We start from the raw sequence: 24883 nt of genomic DNA on the forward strand, positions 1-24883 counted from the left end.
GTTTTTATTCCAAAAAAAACTTACTTTTATTTTTTGGCACAGTAATTGACACCTAACAGATAGAATCCTATTTTCCTGCTACTGTAACACTTTTGCAATTATGAAAACCGTAGGTAAAATCGCGTTGGGATTTGTTCTGGCCCTGATGACACTCAACGCATTCGCCCAAAACGCCAGACTCCGTTCGGCCAATCGGGCTTTTGACGAATACAGCTATGCCGATGCTGTGCGGGGCTACGAAGAATTCCTTCGCGTTGACAAAAAGTCTGACCCTGTCGAACGCAAAGAGGCGCTAGAAAAATTGGCTTACAGCTACCGGCGCCTCCAAGACACCCGCAATGCGGAAAGAGTTTACGGACAATTGGTAGAAAGTTTTGCCGATGCCGACAGCCGCAACTATCTCTATTACGCCCAAGCGCTGGCAAGCAATGGCAAACACCGCGAGTCGCAAAAAATGTACGGAAAGTACGCCGACCTACAATCGTCCGATTTACGCGGTCGAAAGTTTGCAGTTACGTACATGGACATGAATCGTTTTTACAAAGATTCGGCCATGTATCGCGTAGAGTATTTGCCAGTCAACTCCAAACAGGCCGATTTTAGCCCGATGTATTTCAAAGGTGGGTTGGTCTTTGTTTCCTCACGAGCCGAATCAGGAATCATCAAACGGGTTTTTAACTGGAACCAAACGCCGTTTCTTGATCTCTATTTCACCCCTGATACCTCGGCACTCAAAGGCGTACGCGACACCTACTTCAACTCGGCGGGAACCTTAGGCGGTGCCTCTGCCACCAATGGCAACACAGGCACACTCGCAGAGGCTACCCCCACCCCCGATTTGCCGATGCCCGTCACCAAAGCCGAGAAATTTAGCCGCACGCTCAACACCAAGTACCACGAAGGCCCCGCTACTTTCTTCAAAGATTACACCAAAGTTGTCTTTACCCGTAACAACTACAACGGTGGAAAAAGCAAGAAAAGCAACGACGGAATCAACAAATTAAAATTATACATTGCCGACCAAAAAGGCAAAGATTGGGGCGGCGTCAAAGAACTCCCCTTTAATAGCGACGATTATTCTACGGGCCACCCCGCGCTTTCACCCGACGACACCAAACTCTATTTTGTCTCGGATATGCCCGGTGGATTTGGCGGCACGGACGTTTACGTGGTGGAATACAACAATGGACAATGGGGCACGCCTGTCAATTTAGGCAAAGAAATTAATACCGAGGGCAATGAAATGTTTCCGTTTATCGACGCGGGCGGCAATCTCTACTTTGCCTCCGACGGTCACGAAGGAATGGGCGGTCTGGATATTTTTTATGCAGAGCTTAAGGAAGGAATTGCCTACAAAGGCGTAAAAAATTTGGGCGCACCCATTAACTCCGAAAAGGATGACTTTGGACTAATCAGCGACAAAGAATTGGGTACTGGCTACTTCAGCTCCAACCGCAGCAAAGGCGTATCTGACGATAATATTTACCGCTTTACTCGCACCTGCCGCCCCCTTGAAATCTTGGTACTTGATGCCAAAACCAACACTCCCATCGAAGGAGCCGACGTTAGAATCGTAAAAAATGGTTCTAACCAAGACATTCAACAAACGGGAATCGATGGAGCCACAAAGATTTGCTTGGAAGCACAAACCGATTACGACTTTAAGGCCATCAAAGAAGGATACGCCACCAACAATGTTCGTTTCTCAACGATGACCCAGTCAGCCAATCCACAGATGAGCGTGTCGATTTACCTTAATAAGAGCGAGAACACGATTTTGCGCGGAACGGTAAAACGTGAGGTAAATCAAGCGCCACAAGAAGGCGTAAAAGTAACCTTAAAAGACCAGAAAACGGGTGCCGAACGCACCGTAGTAACGGGCCCCGATGGAGGATATGAGTTTGAAGTTGACCCAAGCCGCAACTACGATTTGCGGGCCGAAGGCGACGAGTTGGCGACCAACGAACAAACCATCAACAAGAATAAGAAAACGAAGAAGAAAATCGTAGAAAGCGACCTGAGCATGTACGGCACAGGCGACGTGTTTACTCTCGATAATATTTATTACGATTTGGATAAGTTTTTCATTCGTCCTGAAGCCGCTAAAGAATTGGATAAAGTAGTAAGCCTGATGAAGAAGTATCCTACGATGCAAATTGAATTGAGGTCATTTACCGATAGCCGCGCCAGCGACGTGTATAATCTGCGCCTCTCAGAGCGCCGCGCTCGCGCCGCCTTTGATTATCTGGTCCGCAAAGGAATCACCCCATCACGTCTGGTAGCCCGTGGATATGGAGAGTCTGAATTGGTCAACGATTGTGTTGATGGGGCAAATTGTGAAGATGCCGAACACCGCCTCAATCGCCGAACAGAATTCAAGATTCTTTCGGTCAAAGGAGGAGTTGGTGAAGCACTAACTGGAAAGTAAAAGTAATAGCAGTATAGTAAGGATAGGGAACAAACGGCGAGGCTATTAAGCTTCGCTGTTTTGTTTTGGGATAACAAACAAGCCTTTTTAAAACCTATTTCTAACTTTGAGGTTTAAATTTAAGCAATGTCTTAACCTAACAACTCATGCAACTTTCATTAATCAGTGCCATGTCGGAAAACCGTGCCATTGGCTTGCAAGGGCGCTTACCTTGGCCTCATTTACCCAACGACTGGGCCAATTTTTTTGCTGTCACCAAAGATAGCCGAATGATCATGGGCCGAAAAAGCTACGATACTCCCGACCGTTTAGCATCAGAAGTTGGTAACTTTGTCATAACGCGTCAAGAAGATTATGTATTGGAAGAAGGTTTTACCCGGGCGGGAAGTCTACAAGAAGCCCTTGAAGCCTGCAAAAATGACAAAGAGGTGTTTGTCATTGGCGGGGCGGAAATCTACCGTCAGGCATTGCCCTTGGCCGACATCATCCATTTAACAGTTGTACACGGCATATTTGAAGGAGACGCTTTTTTTCCTGAATTTTCCGAATCCGAATTTAAACTAAAAAGTCGGCAGGATTTCCCCGCCGACGCGCAACATGCCTATGCTTATTCTTTTTTAGTGTACGAAAAAACGAAGAATCCATAAAATCTAGAGGGGTGATTTTCTTAGCCTAACAAAACATGCCAGGGCTCAATCAAATGGTCGTGCCACCGTCTACGGTGTAGATTCCGCCCGTACAATATCCAGAGGCATCAGAAGCAAGATAAAGCACCAGAGAGGCTACTTCTTCGACCGTTCCCATACGAGAAATAGGAATCCGTTTGGTAAAATGATTCAGCGTCTTTTCGTTTTCCCACAAGGCTTTACTGAATTTCGTTTTAATCAGTCCCGGACAGACCGCGTTGACCCGTATGCCGTCGTCACCCCACTCTTTGGCAAAAACTTTAGTCAACATATTCAAGGCTGACTTGCTGACACTGTATATCCCCAAACCGGGGTCAGGTGTTTCTCCCGCAATACTACTGATGTTTATAATACTGCCTCCCCCCCGAAGTTTCATGACTGGATGAACCCATTTACTGAGTTGAAAAGGCGCTTTTACGTTGATGTCCATGATTTTGTCGAAAGCCGCATCTGGACAGTCAACGGTGGGCCCGTAATAGGGATTGGAGGCTGCATTATTGACTAAAATATCAATTCCCCCGTAGATTTCAACGGCTTTATCACACAGATGTTTGATGTGGGCTTCGTCGCCCATGTTTGCCTCAACGGCAGTGACATCGGCACCCGTTTGGCGAATTTCTTCAGCGAGCAGTTCCAAATCAGCGAGTTTACGACTACTGATGATGACTTTTGCGCCAAACTGGGCAAAATAACGCGCAATTTGCTCGCCAATGCCTTTGCTGGCCCCCGTGATAACGGCAACTTTGCCCGTTAAATCAAATAGATTGTTTGCTGATTCGCTGTTCATAACTTTGGTTTAGGTAAGATGAAGGTATAAAATCCGACTTTTAGTTTTTGGCTTTTTTCTGGATAAAATTTCGGAGGCCATCCGCCGCTTTTCGTTGTATTTTTTTCTCCAAAAATCGGCTCCAGCCCAATAATTTTCCCGTCAGTCCCAACGCTTGCGACGACCATTCATAAAAGCTAAAGCGGTCGTCGTGGCGCGAAATGAGGTCATTTTTGAATAAAAATTCGGCGTGTATTACGTTATGAACGGTACGACCCGTAGCAGAAAAAGTGTACGTAGCTTCCCAGTCGCAACTTCCGCTTCGGTAATCGGCCTGAACATTCCCAAATGTAATCGTTAAATCAGCGCTTCTGGTCAGGAGCATTTCCCACATCAGTCCTGCTTCTGCGCCCTTTAATTTAGGAAAAACAGGATCAGAAAAACGAACATCTGGATGATAACAGGCCTGCATGGTACGGAAATCTTTCTGCTGAAAAGCCGTATAAAAACGTTCAATGAGGGCTTGATTTGGGTGCATTGTATTAAAATAGGATTTTGCAAAAAAAGGATGTACTCGTATTTCAGGGTTTTAAGAAACCGCTATCGTTGGTTGTTGGGTTTGAGAACCCAACGACACATTACCAACGGCCCTACGCTATCAGCAGCCCTCCGTCCATCACAAGCGTGTGCCCAGTCATAAAAGAAGCCGCCGAAGAAGCCGCGTAAATAATGGCGTCGGCAATTTCTTCGGGCTTTCCGAATCGTTTCATAGGAATGGCATTTTGAAGCGCATCCAGGTAATTGGTATCGTCGTTGGTCATGGCGTTTTCGAGCATGGGCGTCATCGTAAACGAGGGGCAAACGGCATTGATGCGAATCCCATGTTTGGCGTATTCAAGGGCGGCGGTACGGGTCATGCCCACCACGGCGTGTTTGCTCGCCGAATAACCCACGTGCCCCGCAAAGCCCCCCAAACCTGCCACCGAAGCGAGATTGACGATATTCCCGCTTTTCTTCGCCAAAAAGTGGGGTAAAACCGCCTGCATACAATTAAACAAGCCGAAAACATTAATTTCCATTACGTTTTTAAAGTCTTCAACAGGATACCGTTCGGTCCGGGCGCGCGGCCCCAAAATCCCCGCACTGTTGACGAGCACATGAATCCCCCCAAAACGCTGAATACAGTCCGTAATCATGCGCTCTACATCTTCGGCATCCGTCACATCAATGCGGGCAAAAGCCGCTTCTGCTCCCACTTTTTCAAGTTCTTCCATCAAAACATCGCCCGCTTTTTCAGACAGGTCGGCAATGAATAATTTCGCACCTTCTTGTGCAAAACGAAAAGCCGCTGCCCGCCCGATTCCGGAGCAACCGCCGGTAATAATTACTACTTGGTTTTTAAACATCATGAGGGTTGAAAATGAATGAATGCGTATATTCAAAACTAAAAAAATGCAATTGAATCCATTTTTACTACGATTTAGTCTAATTTTTTGACTTTCTACACCATAAAAAATCGAAACCAGTAGATTAGAACTAATTTTACGGCACGCATTTTGGTTAATTTTCCGTTGTAAAACAAATATACCCGAAAGTTGATCGACTATTACCTCTAACCACCCCCTATGAAAATAACTGACCAAACGCCGCACTCCTCGCCCCCTCCCGAAAATAAGTACGAAGGCCTTCCGCCTTTCATAAAAACTTGGCCCCAAATGTACGGGATTGTGATTGGGACTTTAATTGTACTCATCGTATTATTTTACGCAATGATGCACTATTTTGACTGATTTTTCTGCCGAATAAAATTCCAACATTTATAGTTCCTAACTCTTAACCGCACGGGCTTTCGGGCCATGTCTTAACACCACTTTCTCAATGAGTTCTATTGACTGGATTGTACTGATTGGTACGCTTGGCTTTATCGTTTTATACGGAGTTTATCGCAGCCGAGGCACACAAAACATGGAAGATTACCTCATTGCCAATCAGTCGCTTCCGTGGTATCATGTCTGTTTTTCGGTAATGGCAACCCAAGCCAGCGCCATTACATTTTTGTCAGCGCCCGGGCAGGGATTTTCGGATGGAATGCGCTTCGTTCAATTTTACTTCGGCTTACCGCTCGCCATGGTCGTTTTGAGTATTACTTTCATTCCTATTTTTCACCGCCTCAAGGTATTTACCGCCTACGAGTTTTTAGAAAAGCGGTTTGATATGCGCGTACGGATGTTTACCGTAACGCTATTTTTGCTCTCCCGAGGCCTTTCTACTGGACTTTCCATTTATGCCCCTTCCATCATTTTAGCCACTATTTTGGGTTGGGATATTATGTGGACCAATATTTTTATGGGAACTGTGGTGTTAATCTACACCGTTTCGGGCGGTACGAAGGCCATTTCACACACGCACGTACAACAGATGATGATTGTAACCATTGCAATGTGCGTGGCGGGTTACATGGTGGTGCATTTACTACCCGCCGATGTAGGTTTTGTAGATGCCCTCAAAATAGCGGGTAAAGCGGGCCGACTCAACACCATTGATTTTCATTTTGACCCCAATAGCCGCTACAATATCTGGTCAGGGATTATCGGTGGTTTTTTCTTACAGCTTTCCTATTTCGGCACCGATCAATCGCAGGTAGGGCGTTATCTGACGGGTGAATCCATCGGCCAAAGCCGCTTGGGTCTGATGATGAATGGTTTGCTCAAAATCCCAATGCAGTTCCTGATTTTGTTGGTAGGCGTGCTGGTTTTTGTGTATTACCAATACAATCCTGCCCCTTTATTTTTCAACAAAGTAGAAACCGACAAACTTAAAACGAGCATATACGCAACTGATTATCAAAAACTTGAACAGAAACACCAAAAACTAACCTTCGAGCGCCAACAAACCGTCAACGCCTTGGCAAAGGCCATGGATAGTGAAGATGAAGCAGAAGTAACCCGTCAAAAAACAATGCTGCAAACCAATGAAGGCATTGCCAAAGAGATACGTAATGAAACCGTGGCCCTCATCAAAAAGAACAATCCCACCGCCGACACCAGCGATGTAAATTACGTTTTTTTACGGTTTGTGCTGGACCGCCTACCTATCGGACTCATAGGCCTACTCATCGCAGTTATTTTTAGCGCCTCTATGGGTTCTATTGCAGCGGCGTACAGTTCATTGGCTTCCACGAGTATTGTGGACATTTACAAACGCCTATACCGTAAAGATGCCTCCGAAAACCATTACCTTACTGCCTCGCGCGTGGCTACCATCGGTTGGGGCGTATTTTGTGTGGCAGTGGCACAATACGCCAGCAAATTAGGTAGCATGATTGAAGCCGTAAATATCTTAGGATCATTGTTTTACGGAGTTATATTGGGAATATTTTTGGTGGCTTTTTACTTTAAAAATCTCGGTGGAAAAGCCACATTTTGGGGTGCTGTACTGGCCGAAATTGGCGTAGTGGTATGTTGGCTTTCTGACGTCATGGCGTTTTTATGGCTCAACGTCGTTGGCTGTATTCTGGTCATTTTGTTTGCCTGGCTTTGGCAATTTACGGTCGAAAAAGCCCCCAATAAAGCCTAACCTAAAAGTTTCACCGCCAGTGTCTTTCGTTGTGCGCAACCGATTCTTTGTAAACCAAAAAAGCTGCACAGTCGTTGTGCAGCTTTTTTGTTGGTAACCATAGCAATGCCCTCCAAACGAAAAGCATCACCGACGATTGATTACTTATATTCAGTGTCTACATCGGCGAAGATACGGCCGCAGTGTTCACAAACGATGATTTTCTTCTTCTCACGAATATCGGCCTGACGTTGTGGAGGTACAACATTGAAACAACCTCCGCAAGCCCCGCGACGAACCGTTACTACACCAAGGCCGTTGCCTGAGTTGTTACGAATTTTCGTGTAGGATTTATACAAACGGTCTTCTACTTTGGTAGCCTGGAGATCGCGTTTTTCTAAAAGTTTTTTCTCGTCCTCGTGACTTTCAGAAGTGATAACATCCAGCTCTTGTTTTTTAGCTTTCAAGTCTTCGCGACGCTCCTTGAGTAAAGCATCAGTAGCGGCGATTTCTTCTTTTTTGGCCTTCACTTTGTAATCTGCCTCCCGAGATTTCTTTTCGGCAAGCTCAATTTCAAGGGATTGAAGCTCCATTTCTTTGGTGATGGCGTCGTATTCGCGATTGTTACGAACGTTCATCTGTTGCTCCTTATAGCGGGCAATCAGTTTTTCCGCGTCTTTCTTTGCGGCTTTGTAACGACTGATTTCATCTTCAAGAGCGCTGATTTCGCTGTTGAACTTCCCGATGCGGGTTTCAAATCCTGCAATGTCATCTTCTAAATCTCTTACTTCTTCGGGCAAGTCGCCACGGATTTTTTTGATGTCATCTAATTGAGAGTCAATTTCTTGCAATTTAAGGAGCAAGTCCAGTTTCTGCGCGACTGTCAGTTCCATTCAGTATTTACGATTTACAATTTTCGATTTTCAACCTTTTACTCAAGAGCGGTAAAAGACTGGATTTGTATTAGTTTCCGACAAAATTGTCGCAAAATTAACGAATTTTTTCGACAAATATCGTTGTAATAATTCTTTTGTGTAAACTTCACTTTCATAATGCCCGACATCACAAATGAGAATTTGTCCGTCGGCATCAAAAAACTCATGGTACTTATAATCGGCCGTGACAAAAACGTCGGCGTTGGCTCCAATGGCATCGTTGAGGAGAAAGCCACCGGCCCCCCCGCACACCGCTACTTTTTTGATAGAATCACTCACCAAAGCAGTATGTCGAATCATCTGCAAACCCATGGTAAATTTCAAATGTGTTAAAAATTCATCTCCCGTCATGGCCTTCGGCAATTCGCCTATGGCACCCGCCCCCACCTCTTGGTTTAGATTTTTCAACGCGGAAATATAGTACGCTACTTCTTCATATGGATGAGCCTGTTTGAGCGCATTGAGAACTTTTCCCTGCAAATGAGCCGGAAAGATTACTTCAATGCGATTTTCGATTACTTCTTCATCATTCTGAGCCCTCCCGATGAAGGGCTTTGCCATTTCATTTGGTCGGAATGTTCCCGTACCATTTACCCGAAAACTACAATGGTCATAATTTCCAATGGCTCCTACACCCGCTTCATACAGTGCGTCTAAGACTGCTTGGGTAACTTCTGTCGGGACAAAACTAACTAATTTTAGTAGGGTATCCGATTTGGGCGCTAAAATCCTGACCTTTTGAAGTTGAAGTCGCTCGGCAATCATTGAGTTTACTCCCCCCATTACATGATCTAGATTGGTATGAATGGCGTAAATGGCGATGTCATTTTTAATAGCTTTGATGATAGTCCGCTCAACGTAATTGCGCCCGTTTAATTTTTTGAGTCCTTTAAACACAATCGGATGGTGCGCCACAATCAGATTACAGCCTTTAGCAATAGCCTCCTCCACTACGGCCTCCGTCGAGTCAAGCGTGAGCAGTACGCCCGTCACCTCAGTTTGCGTATTTCCGACAATCAAACCTGCATTATCATACGACTCTTGGTAAGAAAGGGGAGCAAGTTGTTCTAAATAATGGGTAATTTCTTTGACAATCGTCATTTTATTTAATTTTGTAACTCTTTAGAAATGAGAATTTTCGAACATAAAATCACATTTTTTTATAAAAAAAGCGTGTTTTTATTTGGTGAATGTATTGCATTGAACGCTAAAAATACTACTTTTGCACCACTTTTAGCAGAAACCAAAACACAAAACGTTACAACAGTTTCTAATGTTTTTGGTCACCCATAAAAGTAGTTTAGTAAATAAAACATACAATGGTTCGGTAGTTCAGCTGGTTAGAATACCTGCCTGTCACGCAGGGGGTCGCGGGTTCGAGTCCCGTCCGGACCGCCAACAGTGTTTTAGTAACGTTCTTTTAAAGTAAAAATGGTTCGGTAGTTCAGCTGGTTAGAATACCTGCCTGTCACGCAGGGGGTCGCGGGTTCGAGTCCCGTCCGGACCGCTTGGAAGCTCAGAGAAATCTGAGCTTTTTTTGTTTTATGCCCTTTCTGGCGCTTCTAGGGCACTTTTTTTGAAAAATTATCGACTAACAGCTTTGATACTTTTTTGATACCTGCCACACTGTTTTATTAAAATTTCTTCTATCACACATTAAAAAAAAGCTAAAAATTGAGCAACGGTCGAATTTTCGGTGCAATCCGTTTTGTCATTTTTCTTACTATGTTTTACCATATCATAGCAGATTTTTTGCTACTTTTTTGATACCTGTTTTTCCTGTTTTCCAATACTTATGTTTGTGCGAACTTAAAAAAACAAGCACAATGAAAGTAAAGTATGAGTTAGTTTTCGATCGTAAGAAAGAAATTCAGAAAAAAGGCAAAGGATTGGTGCAGATTCAAGCTTACTTAGACGGAGCCAGGCGCTATTTTTCAACCCGACTGCACTTGACGCAAAAAGAGTGGGATGATAAAAAGAACACCGCAAAAGACCCATATACTGCCAGGATGCTGCGGGAAAAAATCGGAGAATTTGAAAATTTCGAAATTCATTACCGAGCTACCCATAAGAAGTTTAGCTTAGACGATTTTAAGCATTTCCTCAAATCCTTAAAACCAGCAAAAAAGGTCGACGCCTTAAGTTTTACCGAATTCTATCGCCAGCAGCTCGCAAAACAACCCCAATTGGCTAAAGCTACAATCGTTACTCACACTGTTACCTTCAATAACCTGTGTGCATTTAAAAAACAAGTAGAGTTTGAAGACTTGACTTATTCGTTTTTACAGGACTTTGATATTTTTCTGCGTAAGAAAGGAAAACACATCAATACCATAGAGAAGTATCACCGTCACCTTCGTAAATACATTAATCTGGCCATCCTTCATGATTTACTGGCAGAAGACAAAAACCCTTATCGGAAATTCAAACTGGTCACCGAGCCAACAGATGCGCTTTTTCTTCTGCCTGAACAGAGAAAACGAATCGAAATGCTTGAGTTTACACCAGAACAAAAAGAGCTGGAAATGGCAAGGGATATGTTTCTTTTCAGTTGTTACACGGGCTTGAGACATTGTGACAGTTATGCTCTTACCCGGGAAAAAGTTGTTTTTACTGAAGAGGGTGAGGGCTTAAAATACCAATCAATAAAAACAGGTAAATGGGATTATAAGCCACTTTTCCTGTTATTTGATGGGGCTCCAGCTAGGATTCTCAATAAATACCTACCTCAAAGAAATAAAGTAAGGATTTTCAAAGGAATGTCCAGCCAAAAAGTAAATAAGCTATTAAAAATTATTGCAGTTATGGCGGATGTTGACCCAAGATTGTATTTTAAAGCATCAAGAGATACCTTTGGAACAAATCTTTATATGCTGTCGGGAGATGCAAAACTGGTTCAGCTACAACTTCAGCACAGCAAACGGGAGCAAACAGATAAGTATGTTCATGCAATAGAACAAGTTCAAAATGAAGCCCTCAAAAAAATCTTTAAACAAAACAGCCCACCTCCCAATGACGGAGGAAATGAGTCAGGACAAGATTAATCTGGTAAATTTTACGGATAAAAAAATTACCGTTAAACATTACCTGAATTTGTACATACGGCCCGTTGTCGACAATGATGAGACGGAGAAAGACCCAAATTTGTGGCGACATGCGCTATACGTTCGTATCACCTTTAACCGGCTGACAGCTAAAATTAAAAGTGCCACTAACTTATGGTGTACCGTCAATGAGTTGAATACGCTAAGCGAAGACCTCCAAAAATTGCTTGATCGTGAGAGAATGTTTCTGATGGATCTTATTAGCCGTGCCTATACACGCTTTGTGAAGGAAAACAGGCCCTGGACAACTATGGAAGAATTTGATGTCAATAAACTGTTGGAAGGGTTTAAATATGAAGATTATGAGTTAGATACTATAGTAAACAAACTGTTAAACCAAAGTATGATGACGTACTTGGCTAAGGAATTCCCTGATGAGGATACCTCCCTGCTTGATGAAGCCATTCAGGGTATTCACAAAATTAGCCCATTGGAGTTGCTTACCTATTATTCCAAAACTATTCCTTCGTTGAGTCAATTTAAAGCAAAATATGTTGACGAAATTTGGACGTGGAAAGTACTTTATATCAACTTCAAAAATGCTAATACGGAATACAATCGCTTGGGAGCTTCAATGCTTGATTTAACACATGGAAATTTTAAAAAAGCCTTTATTGAGTCAAGCCCAACTCACAACTCATTGTATATCAAAATTATAGATGATATTCAGACGTTGATGAATGAACATCCCTACCCTCTTAACGTTAATTTTAATTAATCGTTTTCACAAAATTTCAGAGGGAACCCTCTTTTTTTAATGTTATGTTTGAATGATGTTAACTTTTTTCGTAGTATTGCATAGTAAATAATAACAGATTTTTTCAACACTCATTTACCATGAAAGAAAACCAAAAACACGACCCCGGTCCCAAGGCAGTAGACTACTCCACTTTGATGTTGGAAATGACCCAGCACTTTGACCGTATTACCCGTTTACTCGAAAATCGACAGGAAACATCTGTCGCACCTGAAAAATTACGACCCGCCGAAGTTTGTAAAAGGATGGGCTGGTCGAGGTCCAAATTTGAGCAGTTCAAAAGATCCGGCATGTTCAGAACCGTTAAAATCGGCGGGATGGTATTCGTATATGCTTCAGACTTAAACAAGCTATTTCCTGAAGACTTCTTTTAATACTCCTCACATCAGGGAGAGATACTCCCCTATCAATTAATCATTTCTTTTTTAAACTGGTGCCCAACTGTAGAAAACCTACGGTGGCTACACTATTGCCTAAATTTACTCCATAAAGCGATGTCAAAAATGCCCTTTCAATTTGAAAAGCATCCTAAAAAGAAAGGCAGATGCCCTTCCTGCGGTGACCCTAAAAGTTTTAGATATTACGAAAAAGACGGTGTTCGACTCAGTGAAGAATTCGGAAAATGTGAAAGAACCAATAGCTGTGGGCACCATTCTAAGCCTAATTTACCGTCGTTTTCAACTACCATTTCATCGGTAAATGTCGGCTCAGACTCCGAAACACTGTTACCTGATGTTTACAAACAGGAGCAATACAAGACATGGAATGAGAATCAGGAAAGCGCATTCCATATCTACTGCCAATCACTGGGAATTACCAAAAAACACCTCTTAAAACACAATGTAGGCACCGATCCTAAAGCAAGGACCGTTTTCATCCTTAAAAATGAGAAAAAGGAAATAGTAAACGTCAAATGGATACTCTACAAATCCGATGGACACCGTGATAAGGCTTTTACCAGTCATTCATTAAAACAACCTCCCGATGGCAAAAAGTATGGAATGTGCCTCTACGGAGAAGACTTATTAGACCCCGAAAAACAAAAGACGGTCATTGTGGTAGAATCGGAAAAAACCAAGGTGATCGCATCGTTTTTCTACCCTCAATTTGATTGGGTGGCCTGCGGTTCCGCCAACGGTTTGACAGATACCAAAATTACCCCATTGAAAGGACGAAAGGTAATATGGCTGTGTGATGCTGATAAAGCTGGCAGGCAGGATGCTTCAAGTATCAAAAACTTAGAGAAACATGGAATTGATTTTGAGATTATTGACCTGTTTCCCGAACGAAATGATGGTTATGACATTGCCGACGCAATTGGTGACAAACAGCTGCCCGACATTCTTTCTAGGGTACGAGTGGTCAATTACGGGGTACATTTGGATTCAACAAAGCAAAAAAAGGATACCTATGCACTAAATCGGTCCCAATACAGTACGGTTGATTATCGAAAGGATGGAAGTATTTGGGTGTTAGGAAAGAAAAACTGGGAGAATGTTGCCAATTTTCACTTGTTCATTAAATACTGCACAGAAGATGAAAACCAACAGATTACGTGGGTATTGGAGTTACGCCCCAAAAATGGAAATACCGTTTTTTTGGAAGTAGAGCACGATGATTTTTGCTCATCAAAACGGATGAAAAACTTGATTACGGCAAAACAACTCAGTTTTAAGGCCAATGACGATCATTTATCAGAAATTCATGCCCATCTCTTCGCCTTAAAAGACTTCTCCAAAGCCGTTAAAATTAATCGGTTTGGCCTTCATCCTGAATCAGAATTGTTTTTGTTTGCCAACCATGCCGTAACGCCACTGGGACAGATCATCAGTCCTGACGAGTTTGGTATTGTGTCATATCAGGATTGGTGTATTTCGATTCCACGCACCAATACCAACAAAAGGCACCGTTTTACGCTATCGGCCCATCCGATTAAGTTCAATGACTGGTTTAATCTATTCCAGGGCGCACACTTAAAGGAGAATGCGTTTCTACCGGCATGTTTTTACATTATGTCACTCTTTAGGGACATTGCAGTGTATCAAAACGGTTTCTCTCCTATTCTTTATGCGAAGGGTCCCGCCGGTACAGGTAAGAGCAGCATCATCCGAAGCCTGACGTATCTTTTTGGTTTTAAGCAGGACGACATCAATCTCAAATCTAAAAATACCGATGCAGCGCTTATAAAACTCATGAGCCAATCCTCCAACACGTGCTTGTGGATGGATGAATTTGTGAATAACTTGCCTCAGGAAGGATTATTACAGGCTGCCTATGACAATACAGGTTACCATAAAACGGCGGAAAGTAGTCGTAATAAAACAGAAACGGAGAGTATTGATATTCATTCAGCCTTAATGCTGACCAGCAACTACCTCCCTCAAAATCCCATCTTTTTTTCACGCTGCCTTTTTATCCCCATCGAATCACAGCAAAAAACAAAGGAGCAAATTATTGCTTTCACCCGGTTATCTGAGCTTCAGGAAAATGGCCTGGGAATGATCACGGTTGAATTACTGAAACACAGGGCATTAATTAAAGAATCTTATTCCGCTGCGTATACAACCCTGTATAATCGCCTGAAAGCATGTTTCATCAATGAACGACTGCCTGAACGTCTGTTTGCCAATATGGCTCTAACGATGGCCTGTGCTTTTGTTTTGACATGCGAAGGGCATATAGCGCTTTGTGAGTACACTGATAGAGAAGACATTTTGGACGAGTTTACCGAGATAGGAAGGAAATACATAAGCCGCCAACACAGTATTCAGAATGACACTTCACTGCTCTCTGAATTTTTTGGTACGCTGCAAGTGATGTTTGACCAACACCAAATTCATGAAGGGATTCATTTTAGATTTGACGGTCCGCTTCTTTATCTGCGCACACCTTTGATTTATACAATTTTCATGGAAAAATATCGTCGAATTTATTACAAAGAAGCACCGGATAGAGACAGCATTTTTCAGGAAATTCTGCAAATGGAGACTCCAAGAACCGAAAAAGAGGTCATAAAGACAATTCGTTTCCGTCAACCCGAAAAAAACGAAAACAAGGCCCCAACACAAGCAGTAACAAATTCTCTTTCAATAACTTACGAATATGTAAAATCAAAATACGATTTAGACCTTATCAACAGACAACCCAAAAATTTTTAATTTAAAAAAAATGGCCATTTTTCTTACAACATTACAACAACAGTAGATAAGTAATTGATTATTAATTTTTTATATTAAATATTGTTGTTGTAAAGTTGTTGTAAATCTGTTGTAGTGTTGTAAAATTTGTTTTGGATGCTGTTGTAACTGTTGTAGGCATTTACAACAGATTTACAACAAAAATAATTTTACAACTAATTGATTATCAAATTTTTAAGCTCGGTGTTGTTGTGTTGTAATACAACAGCCAATTATGCCCTATCGCAACTTTTTTTTATCGTCATTTTCTTTTTACCTCATCTGAAATATGTACAATTTTTAACCCTGAAACATTGTCATTTTTTAAAGAACTGAAGTATCGGCTTTGGGTGATTATTAAAACACCTTAAAAAGGCAAAAACAGCAGATAAACCACGTATCTAAGCCATAATTAGCCTTATTTAATTAATTTTGCATATATTTTCTTTAACCCTTTAACAGCATGAACACTAAAGACAAAACCTTCAATTTTCGCGTGGATGAGCCCACCCGACAACTCCTTAAAGATTTCGCTCAGGAGTTACACCTCAAGGAAAGCGAGTTCATTCGCAAAGCCATTGTCAGCTTTAAGGATTTGACCAGTCAGGTACAGGCCGCTGCCCTGGACAGGGAAATAATTCAGGAGCAGGAAGCACAACTAAAGCAGCTCCGTTACCTGCTGGAAGGGTATGAAAAAAATGAAACCTTTACCACACTCTTCAAAAACATCAAGGGTCATACCATTGAGGGTAAAAAAATCTGTTCCAAGTCCGATCTGATTGAATTACTGGCCAAGAGTGCTGCGGTGGAAATAGTGGAAGCGACTTCGGAAACAGAAGAATCAACGATTTCAATCTCCCCCGTTGTATTTCAGGCGCATGTAACGCCCGAAACCGTTGAAGAGCCCATCACCCGCCAACACGTAATGAATTTCTTAAAACGAAATTGGCTATGGTTATTAGGACTAGGGTTAGCACTGGCAGCCTTTGTCTTCTGGAGATGGACCTCAATCATGAAAATGCGGCCAAAAATCATCCAATATTCTCCTTCAAAATCAGAAGAAACCCTGCTGGCAGCCTGAGAGTCTACACAAATGTAGGTACATGCCCTGGCATGTAGAGGTATATGTTCTTTTGCTTAAAAACCCACGTTACAGGCTTGTAACGTGGGTTTTTGTTGTCAGAGAAGTATATATCTGGGTAAAAATAGCGCTGTATATACAAATGTATTGACAATTGTATGTACAAGTGCATTAAAAGAAAACTTATCTATATCCATTCTTGGAAAAATGAGTCAGGCCACGTTTAAACCACCTGTACTAGGATGAAAACTAGGGAGAAAATTGGGGAGAAAACTTAGTAGAAATGATGGAGCTGATAACACAAGTATAGGCCCATCTCAACCAAGGATTAATGCTTTTGTACATTGTGATTATTTAACATGAGCATAGGGCAGTCATTACCGTTGAAATGTCTGGAGAAGAAAGTACCCTGAAAAGTTCACCGAAAAGTTCACTGAAAATAGTTGAATTGCTGAATCAACAACCAGCAGTAACCTTAGCCGAAATGGCCCCACGTATTGATAAGTAACCGTTAGCGATACCTAAAAGCAGCTTTTTACCTGATTGTATATACTAATGTATGTACATACTTGTTGCCGGTAAGCTACCGAGGTATATGTTCTTTTTCCTTAAAACCCACGTTACAGGCCTGTAACCTAGATTTTTGGTTTTCAGAGAAGTATGTTTCCTGATTAAAATTGCTATTTATATACAAATGTATTGACAAGTGTATGTACAAAGGTGTGTATTGAAAGTGGTTTTAACTTTATACAGTGGGATACTGTACTTTTTGCCGATGGATGCATGGATGCAAAGACATTAAAAGAGAATGCATCCCCTTTGTTTACGAAAAGGCTGCGTTTACGGTTTCATAAACAAAAAATATATGTAAACGTGACAGAAATACAGATTGTAGATCAGGCATTGAAAAATCTCCAAACCACTATGCCATTAAAAGGAACATAGCGGAGCGGGCCATTGGACAGTACATTTCAACCGGTAGCTGATGAGAAGGCATAGAATGCAAAAATTAATGGAATGGCAACAGAACTAGGCGAAAAGTAGCGTTTTATAATTGAATTCAACACTTATTATGAGCGGCTATAAAACTTGGTCTAACTTTGTCCAGTTTTTTACATAAAAAACTGGACAAACCTTTATCTTTGTTAATAAAAAAAATAAATGAAAGTATCTGAATATATATCGTTTGTGATAGACCGACTGCCTAAAGGGTATGTATTCACCTATATGGATTTAGGTGTAGAAGTCAATAAAAAAGAAGCCGTTATCAAATCCCTAAATCGGATGGTGGTAAAGGGCAAAATTGCAAAGTTATCCAAAGGCAAATACTTCAAGCCGGAGACGACGCCCCTGGGCCCGGTGCAGCCCTCTCAAAAGCAGGTAGTGAAAGATCTGTTGGAAGAGGATTGTAAGCTCATTGGGTACCTGACAGGATACAGCATTTACAATCAACTAGGTTTGACCACCCAAGTGAGCAACACCATCCAAATTGGTCAAAATCACCCTCGTGCCGCTTTTCAGCGTGAGCGTTATACCATAACCTTTATCACACAAAAGAATATTATTACTAAGGACAACATCCCGTTGTTACAAATTCTGGATGCGATTCGATACATCAAAAAGATACCTGATGCCCGCATAGAGCAGTCTTGTCGACGGTTTTTGTCCATTCTTAAATCTCTCTCCGAAAAAGACACAACGACCATCATTCGATTGGCCCTCAAATATCCTCCGGCTACCCGGGCACTTTTGGGTGCTATGATGGATGAATTACAATGGACAAACCTCGCCGAGCATTTGTATAAATCGCTGAATCCTTTGACCAAATACCCATTGACCGGAGCGAAAAAAGCACTATCGACCACCGAAAAATGGAATATCGAATGAACCTTCACGAAAACAAAAGACTCTTTAGGAATTTGGCCCAGCAAATGGCCGATGTGCTGCGCATTCCTGCCATCTACATAAACTTAGTATGTGTCAAGCTGCCTGTGCCGAAGCCGTGCTCAACACGCTGAAAATAATCAGCGAACGACTTACAACGATAAAGTGGACGATTGAACTGGAAACTACCGAATGAAATTCCGCGAAGAAAACAGAACTTATTTTTGTAGAACGAGAGTAAATTTTTTCAATTGAAGTAACCGTTAGCGATACCTAAAAGCAGCTTTTGGACTGATTGCCTACACAAATGTATGTACATGCCCTAGCATGTTGAAGTATATGTTATTTTCCTTAAAAACCTACGTTACAAGACTGTAACGTGGTTTTTTGGTTTTCAGAGAAGTATGTATCCGGGTTAAAACAGCGGTGTATATACAAATGTATTGACAATTGTATATACAAAAGTGTTACAGGAAGTCTTAGGGGTGTTCGAATGCCGTTTTTGAGCGTATTTTACAGTAATTTTTTACCTGTATATGAGATTTAATTGAAAATAATTGATATTTTTGTTCATAATAAAAAAATGTTCACGTTTCGTGTACATAAATAATTAGTGAACATGAGAGAATCCGAAATAGCCCATAAAGCCCTTGAAAATCTTCACAAAAACCTTGGGATAACCGGTCATTGGGAAGAAACCACCAGTTCTCAAACACCTGATGGCACAATAGAACTTATTGTGGGAAATCACTCATTGAAGTTCCATGTTGAAATAAAACAGGAGTTACGAAACCATCAATTGCCTAAACTCATAGAACAGGCACAGCGCGATGGCTCCCTGATGGTGGTGGCCAATCGGATATTTCCCAAAATCAAAGAAGAATTAAGGTTGAATAAAATTGCCCATTTGGAAACTAACGGGAATATATGGATTAATCAAAGCGGAGTACTTCTTTGGGTAGATACGCAGAAAGCTTTACCGGAAATGAAAGAAAAGGGTAACCGAGCCTTTACCAAGACCGGATTGAAAGTAGTTTTTGATTTCCTACTACAAGAAAATGAGATAAACCTACCCTATCGAGAAATAGCCAAAAATGCGGATGTTAGCTTGGGGAATGTCAATTATGTTTTTGCAGGTTTAAAAGAAATGGGCTTTTTAATAAAATTGAACAAAGACCGATATAAGCTCATTAACAAAAAAGAGTTGCTGGATAAGTGGGTAACTGCTTATGCCGAGAAGCTAAAACCCTCATTGCGAGTAGGTACTTTCCGTTTTTTGAAAGCCGAAGACTTTTATGAGTGGAAAAAACTTCCTGTTCAACTTGGAAAAACATGTTGGGGAAGCGAACCGGCAGGCGATTTATTAACCAATTATCTACGGCCTGAACAACTGACACTATATACCCTTGAATCTCGTAATGAACTGATGAAAAACTATCGCCTGATACCGGATGACAAAGGGAATGTCCAAGTCTATAAGGTGTTTTGGAAAACAATTGAAAACCAAGGAAATACGGCTCCTGCCTTGTTAGTGTATACTGATTTGATGAATATTGACGATAGTAGAGCAGTAGAAACAGCACAAAAAATATACGATGAATACATACAACCTCAATTATAGTCAATTAAGACAAAATTCAACGATTACAGAGATGCTCTCGGCTTTGGAGAGAGGATTGGAGAAGTTTTCTATTGATTTTTACTTAGTTGGGGCAGTAGCACGAGATGCCTGGATGGGTATTCATAACAAACAAGCCCGAAGAACAACAGGAGATATTGACTTTGCAGTACTCATCAATAACATGAGTGTTTATGAGGCTCTTAAGGACTATTTGATACAAGTGGAAAGCTTTTCACCCTCAAAAGAAAATGCCTTCGTCTTGATCTGGAAAGATCAAACAGAAGTTGATCTGATGCCATTCGGAGCTATTGAAGACCATGACGGGAAAGTATCTATGGAAGGGGTAGGTTTTACCTCTTTACAGATGCCGGGCTTTAGTGAAATATATGAAGAAGGCTTGCCGCAATTGGTATTGGAAAACAGTCACAAGTTTAAGTTTTGTACGCTTCCGGGCATTGTTTTACTCAAATTTATTGCCTGGGACGACAGACCTGAACGCCGCAGGAAAGATATTAAAGACATCAGCGACATACTCCATCATTTCTTTGATATGTACGATGAGCAAATTTGGGAAAACCATAACGATTTATTTGAAGACGAGAACGACAATCTTAAGCACATTGCTGCCCAAGTGATGGGGAGAGAAATAAGTAAAATTGCCAAACGTAATGAAAAGCTTTTCAACCGAATTAGCACAATTCTGAATAACAATACAGACGATGTAGCCAACAGTAGAATAGCAACTATTATGACCGAAGATTTTGGGAATTCGGTAGAAGATAACGTACTGCTGTTAAGACAATTAAAACAAGGGCTAAAAGAATGATCATAACAATTTCATACAAGTAGCTATCCAAACCAAAGAAATTTCGGCTGAAACCAATAATATACAGTAGACCCTGCTTCACAATATGCAAGCAAAATTTGAAAAAGAACTATTTTTTACCAAAGCACCTCCATTTTTGCAGTAACATAAACTCTGTCCTGCAAAATTGTAATAACGACCATTCATTAAACAAAGAATTAAAAAAGAAGCGTATAGCATGAATAAACAACAACTGGCAGCGAAAATTTGGGAATCTGCCAACCAAATGCGGTCAAAAATTGAAGCCAATGAATACAAAGATTACATTCTGGGGTTCATTTTTTATAAGTACCTCTCTGATAAATAGGTTCAATTTGCCCAAAAAGAAGAGTTTTCGGAGGAAGATATAAAGGCACTTTCGGAAGAGGATGCCGAAACCGTTGATTACATCAAAAAGAATATAGGCTACTTTATTGCTTACAAAGACCTGTTTTCTACGTGGATTGAAATGAAACAGGATTTCAATGTCTCCAATGTACGGGATGCCCTGTCTGCTTTTAGTCGTTTGATTAGTCCTGCCCACAAAAAACTGTTTGAAGGTATTTTTGATACCTTACAGACGGGGCTGAGCAAACTCGGCGAAAGTGCAGGCTCGCAGACGAAGGCCATCAGTGAGTTGATTCATTTGATTAAAGATATTCCCATGGACGCCAAGCAGGATTATGACGTGCTTGGGTTTATTTACGAATACCTGATCAGTATGTTTGCCGCCAATGCCGGCAAAAAAGCGGGCGAATTTTATACCCCGCACGAGGTTTCGCTTCTGATCTCGGAGATCATTGCCCACCATTTGAAGGACAAAAAAGAAATTCAGATCTATGACTCTACCAGTGGCTCCGGCTCGCTGCTCATCAATATCGGCCGAAGTGTTTCCAAACACATTGACGATAAAGACAACATCAAATACTACGCCCAGGAACTGAAGAAAAACACGTATGACCTGACTCGGATGAATTTGGTGATGCGCGGCATTCTGCCCAACAACATTGTGACCCGAAATGGCGATACGTTGGAGGATGATTGGCCGTATTTTGATGAAAATGACCCTATTACTTCCTATGATCCGCTGTATGTGGATGCTGTGGTTTCAAATCCTCCCTACTCGCAGCAATGGGATTCGAGCCATAAAGAAACTGACCCGCGTTATGCCCGCTTTGGCCTGGCGCCCAAGACCAAGGCCGATTATGCTTTTTTGCTGCATGATCTGTACCACATCAAGCCCGACGGCATCATGATGATTGTGCTGCCGCACGGTGTCTTGTTTCGCGGGGGCGAAGAGGGGAAGATTCGCGAAAAACTCATTGAAGGAAATCACATTGATGCCATCATTGGGCTACCGGCCAATATTTTCTTCGGTACGGGTATTCCGACGACGATTATTGTTTTGAAACAAAAACGACAAAATACCGATGTCCTGATCGTGGATGCTTCAAAGGAATTTATCAAGGTAGGAAAAAACAACAAACTCAGGGCTTCGGATATAAAGAGATGCGTGGATGCGGTAGTAAACCGACAAACAATTCCGAACTATTCAAAACTCGTAAGCCGGGAAGAAATACGGGACAATGACTACAACCTGAATATACCGCGCTACGTGGACTCGTCGGCCACGGCCGAAAGCTGGGATATTTATGCCACCATGTTTGGCGGTATTCCGGCCAATGAAATTGATGAACTCGGCCGTTTTTGGGAAGCATTTCCGCAGTTGCGGGAGGCGTTGTTTACCAAAACCTCTACCCATCATGCCGAACTGAAAACAACGGACATAAAAAACACCATTACGCAACACCCCGAAGTAGAAGCGTTTATTGCCAATTTTAATGCCTCTTTCGGCGATTTTGCGGCGTATTTGAAGACGGAACTCCTGACCAACATGATGACGGTCAATACCTCCAAAGAGGAAGCCGTACTGAGTGAGGCGATTTTTAAACGCATGGAGGCCGTGCCGCTCATTGATAAATACGAAGCCTATCAGCTGCTCGACGATGATTGGACGCACATTTCCATTGATTTGGAGATCATCCAAACCGAAGGCTTTGCCGCTACCCGACAAGTGGACCCCAACATGGTGCTGAAAAAGAAAGAAGGCAAAGAACAGGAAGTGCAGGAGGGTTGGCTGGGGCGTATCATGCCCTTTGAATTGGTGCAGAAAACCTACCTGAAAGACGAACTCGACGAGCTGAAAGCCATGGAAGACCGCTTGGCAGAAATTACGGCCGACTTTGACACCCTGCTCGACTCGCTCACGGAGGAAGAAAAAGAAGCCGACACCGTAAATGAAACCAAAGACGGTTTTGTGGCGGCAGCGGTGGCCAAAGAAGCCAAGCAACTGTTGGCCGATAAAAAGAAAAACGGAGATTTTGCCCCCGATTCTTACGAAGCAAAAATCTGTAACGTAAACAGCCTTTTTACCGAAGAAAAAGACCTCAAAAAGGCGTTTGCTTTGGCAAAAATTGCCTTGCACGAACTCACCAAAACAACCATTGAACAGCTTACCGACGCGCAGGTGTACGAATTGCTCGAACTCAAATGGATCAGCTCGTTTTTGACGGAACTCTACAAACTGCCCGCCGTGATGATCAACCAACTCACCACCCACGTACAGGCATTGGCCGACAAATACGCCACCACCTACGCCCACGTAGTAGCCGAGATAAAGGAAACCGAAAGCTCCCTGACGGCCCTGATGGACGAACTGACGGGCAACGAATTTGACCTGAAAGGACTCAACGAATTTAAAACACTTTTACAAGGCGAAGGGAATGAAAAATAAAAAACCGGAGATTCGTTTTAAGGGATTTAGTGAGGAATGGGAGGAGCGTAAACTTGGAGAACTTAGTGATTCATTTGGATATGGATTAAATGCAGCAGCAAAAGAATACGATGGAATTAATAAATACATTCGTATCACTGATATAGATGAAGATTCTCGAAATTTTAGTATGGATGGCTTAACATCGCCCAATACAGATTTAAGCTTATCTGAAAATTACCAATTAAATTTAGGAGATATTTTATTTGCTCGTACAGGTGCAAGTGTAGGAAAAACATATATCTATAAAAAAGAAGATGGGTTGGTCTATTATGCGGGTTTTCTTATTAGAGGAAGAATTAAGAAAGACATAAATACTGAATTTGTATTTCAAAATACCTTAACGAAAGGGTATGAAAAGTTTGTAAGATTGACTTCGCAACGTTCGGGTCAGCCTGGAATTAATGCCCAAGAATATAGTAATTTTAGCATTAAAATACCCCAAACACCAGAAGAACAAACCCAAATAGGCAATTTTTTCAAAAACCTCGACAGCCTCATTACGCTCCATCAACGGAAATATGAAAAGTTGGGAATTTTAAAAAAAGCGATGCTCGAAAAGATGTTCCCTAAAAACGGTGCAAATGTTCCCGAAATTCGTTTTAAAGGCTTTTCCGGGGCTTGGGAGGCACGAAATTGGGCAGAGACAGTTGATGTTTCTACAAATATGGTTGACCCTAAAACTGGATTTTTTGATGAATTATTTCATATTGGCCCAGGAAATATTGAATCCTTTTCAGGAAGAATATTCGATAATGTTCTTACTGTAAAAGACAGTAATTTGATAAGTGGAAAGTTTATTTTTAAGAAGGGTGACATTATTTATGGTAAAATAAATCCACAACTTGCAAAATATACAATTGCGCCATTTGACGGGCTCGCAAGCGCGGATTCGTATGTTTTAAATACTAAAAATGGAGTGGGACAGAACTTCTTGTATACTATTCTTCAATCTAAGGAATTTTACAAATATTCGGTATCCGTTTCGGCACGTACAGGAATGCCTAAAATCAATCGAGAAGAGTTAAATGTATATAATTATTTAGCACCGTGCTTGATTGAACAACAAAAAATTGGTGGACTATTTATTCAATTAGACAACCTTATAACGCTTCATCAAGGCGAATTAGAAAAGCTCAAAAACCTTAAAAAGGCGCTGTTGGAGAAGATGTTTGTTTGATGGTTTACCCGGTTACTACACTAAGAAGTTAAA

21 protein-coding genes and 2 tRNA genes are annotated in these 24883 nt (G+C 41.7%); 18 read left to right on the plus strand and 5 right to left on the minus strand.

The features are described from left to right. The first annotated feature begins 100 nt into the window (after nucleotides 1-100). Nucleotides 101-2428 carry an OmpA family protein gene (locus GVN20_RS06810; protein WP_166557611.1) on the plus strand — a complete coding sequence of 776 codons (2328 nt, stop codon included), beginning with the start codon at nucleotides 101-103 and terminating at the stop codon, nucleotides 2426-2428. A gap of 146 nt (nucleotides 2429-2574) precedes the next feature. After that, the gene (locus tag GVN20_RS06815; protein WP_166557612.1) at nucleotides 2575-3075 is read left to right on the plus strand and encodes a dihydrofolate reductase; all 501 of its coding nucleotides are present in this window, start codon (nucleotides 2575-2577) and stop codon (nucleotides 3073-3075) included. A gap of 49 nt (nucleotides 3076-3124) precedes the next feature. Here the strand turns inward: GVN20_RS06815 and GVN20_RS06820 are convergent, their stop codons facing one another. The 3 genes from GVN20_RS06820 to GVN20_RS06830 all read right to left on the minus strand — a co-directional run bounded on the left by GVN20_RS06820 (nucleotide 3125) and on the right by GVN20_RS06830 (nucleotide 5289). Beyond that, a complete protein-coding gene (locus GVN20_RS06820) occupies nucleotides 3125-3901 on the minus strand; it encodes an SDR family NAD(P)-dependent oxidoreductase (RefSeq protein WP_166557613.1) in 777 nt (258 codons plus the stop codon). A 40-nt stretch (nucleotides 3902-3941) separates the two neighbouring features. Further along, nucleotides 3942-4418, minus strand: coding sequence for a nuclear transport factor 2 family protein (locus tag GVN20_RS06825; protein ID WP_166557614.1), 477 nt, complete (start codon nucleotides 4416-4418; stop codon nucleotides 3942-3944). 112 nt (nucleotides 4419-4530) lie between these two features. Continuing rightward, nucleotides 4531-5289, minus strand: coding sequence for an SDR family NAD(P)-dependent oxidoreductase (locus GVN20_RS06830; protein WP_229598991.1), 759 nt, complete (start codon nucleotides 5287-5289; stop codon nucleotides 4531-4533). Between the two features lie 216 nt (nucleotides 5290-5505). Here GVN20_RS06830 and GVN20_RS06835 point away from each other — a divergent pair, with 216 nt between their 5' ends. Then, a complete protein-coding gene (locus tag GVN20_RS06835; RefSeq protein ID WP_166557615.1) occupies nucleotides 5506-5670 on the plus strand; it encodes a hypothetical protein in 165 nt (54 codons plus the stop codon). 88 nt (nucleotides 5671-5758) lie between these two features. Further along, nucleotides 5759-7456 carry a sodium:solute symporter gene (locus tag GVN20_RS06840; protein ID WP_166557616.1) on the plus strand — a complete coding sequence of 566 codons (1698 nt, stop codon included), beginning with the start codon at nucleotides 5759-5761 and terminating at the stop codon, nucleotides 7454-7456. Between the two features lie 140 nt (nucleotides 7457-7596). On the opposite strand, the gene GVN20_RS06845 is transcribed toward GVN20_RS06840, so the two are convergent. Then, nucleotides 7597-8328, minus strand: coding sequence for a zinc ribbon domain-containing protein (locus tag GVN20_RS06845; protein ID WP_166557617.1), 732 nt, complete (start codon nucleotides 8326-8328; stop codon nucleotides 7597-7599). A gap of 42 nt (nucleotides 8329-8370) precedes the next feature. Then, on the minus strand, nucleotides 8371-9471 hold the full coding sequence (locus GVN20_RS06850; protein ID WP_166557618.1) for a Nif3-like dinuclear metal center hexameric protein: 1101 nt from the start codon (nucleotides 9469-9471) through the stop codon (nucleotides 8371-8373). 27 nt (nucleotides 9472-9498) lie between these two features. Here GVN20_RS06850 and GVN20_RS06855 point away from each other — a divergent pair, with 27 nt between their 5' ends. The 14 genes from GVN20_RS06855 (at nucleotide 9499) to GVN20_RS06915 (ending at nucleotide 24850) form a co-directional block, all read left to right on the plus strand. Continuing rightward, complete coding sequence (locus tag GVN20_RS06855) at nucleotides 9499-9663, plus strand: hypothetical protein (RefSeq protein WP_166557619.1); 165 nt, start codon at nucleotides 9499-9501, stop codon at nucleotides 9661-9663. A 28-nt stretch (nucleotides 9664-9691) separates the two neighbouring features. Further along, nucleotides 9692-9768 (plus strand) — tRNA-Asp (locus GVN20_RS06860). Nucleotides 9769-9803: 35 nt separating this feature from the next. After that, nucleotides 9804-9877, plus strand: a tRNA-Asp gene (locus GVN20_RS06865). Between the two features lie 319 nt (nucleotides 9878-10196). Next, nucleotides 10197-11414, plus strand: coding sequence for a site-specific integrase (locus GVN20_RS06870; RefSeq protein ID WP_166557620.1), 1218 nt, complete (start codon nucleotides 10197-10199; stop codon nucleotides 11412-11414). Then, nucleotides 11383-12192 carry a hypothetical protein gene (locus tag GVN20_RS06875; protein ID WP_166557621.1) on the plus strand — a complete coding sequence of 270 codons (810 nt, stop codon included), beginning with the start codon at nucleotides 11383-11385 and terminating at the stop codon, nucleotides 12190-12192. Before GVN20_RS06870 ends, GVN20_RS06875 begins: the two co-directional genes overlap by 32 nt. A 119-nt stretch (nucleotides 12193-12311) precedes the next feature. After that, a complete protein-coding gene (locus GVN20_RS06880) occupies nucleotides 12312-12605 on the plus strand; it encodes a hypothetical protein (protein ID WP_166557622.1) in 294 nt (97 codons plus the stop codon). Between the two features lie 120 nt (nucleotides 12606-12725). Beyond that, on the plus strand, nucleotides 12726-15389 hold the full coding sequence (locus tag GVN20_RS06885) for a DUF6371 domain-containing protein (protein WP_229598992.1): 2664 nt from the start codon (nucleotides 12726-12728) through the stop codon (nucleotides 15387-15389). Nucleotides 15390-15870: 481 nt separating this feature from the next. Further along, nucleotides 15871-16488: a hypothetical protein gene (locus tag GVN20_RS06890; protein WP_166557623.1), complete on the plus strand. Its 618-nt coding sequence runs from the start codon at nucleotides 15871-15873 to the stop codon at nucleotides 16486-16488. A 1161-nt stretch (nucleotides 16489-17649) separates the two neighbouring features. Then, on the plus strand, nucleotides 17650-18375 hold the full coding sequence (locus tag GVN20_RS06895) for a DUF6088 family protein (protein WP_166557624.1): 726 nt from the start codon (nucleotides 17650-17652) through the stop codon (nucleotides 18373-18375). A gap of 616 nt (nucleotides 18376-18991) precedes the next feature. After that, the gene (locus tag GVN20_RS06900; protein WP_166557625.1) at nucleotides 18992-19993 is read left to right on the plus strand and encodes a type IV toxin-antitoxin system AbiEi family antitoxin; all 1002 of its coding nucleotides are present in this window, start codon (nucleotides 18992-18994) and stop codon (nucleotides 19991-19993) included. Further along, nucleotides 19968-20819 carry a nucleotidyl transferase AbiEii/AbiGii toxin family protein gene (locus GVN20_RS06905; protein ID WP_166557626.1) on the plus strand — a complete coding sequence of 284 codons (852 nt, stop codon included), beginning with the start codon at nucleotides 19968-19970 and terminating at the stop codon, nucleotides 20817-20819. The genes GVN20_RS06900 and GVN20_RS06905 overlap by 26 nt, the downstream gene beginning before the upstream one ends. A 217-nt stretch (nucleotides 20820-21036) precedes the next feature. Next, nucleotides 21037-21165 (plus strand): type I restriction-modification system subunit M N-terminal domain-containing protein, encoded by a 129-nt coding sequence (locus tag GVN20_RS30100; protein WP_206023214.1) that lies wholly within the window; start codon nucleotides 21037-21039, stop codon nucleotides 21163-21165. A 105-nt stretch (nucleotides 21166-21270) separates the two neighbouring features. Continuing rightward, nucleotides 21271-23631, plus strand: coding sequence for a type I restriction-modification system subunit M (locus tag GVN20_RS06910; protein WP_310586815.1), 2361 nt, complete (start codon nucleotides 21271-21273; stop codon nucleotides 23629-23631). Beyond that, nucleotides 23621-24850 (plus strand): restriction endonuclease subunit S, encoded by a 1230-nt coding sequence (locus tag GVN20_RS06915; RefSeq protein ID WP_166557627.1) that lies wholly within the window; start codon nucleotides 23621-23623, stop codon nucleotides 24848-24850. Before GVN20_RS06910 ends, GVN20_RS06915 begins: the two co-directional genes overlap by 11 nt. Nucleotides 24851-24883 lie beyond the last annotated feature (33 nt).

Origin of the sequence: Runella sp. CRIBMP (assembly GCF_009905605.1) — a bacterium.
Classification (GTDB): Bacteria; Bacteroidota; Bacteroidia; order Cytophagales; family Spirosomataceae; genus Runella.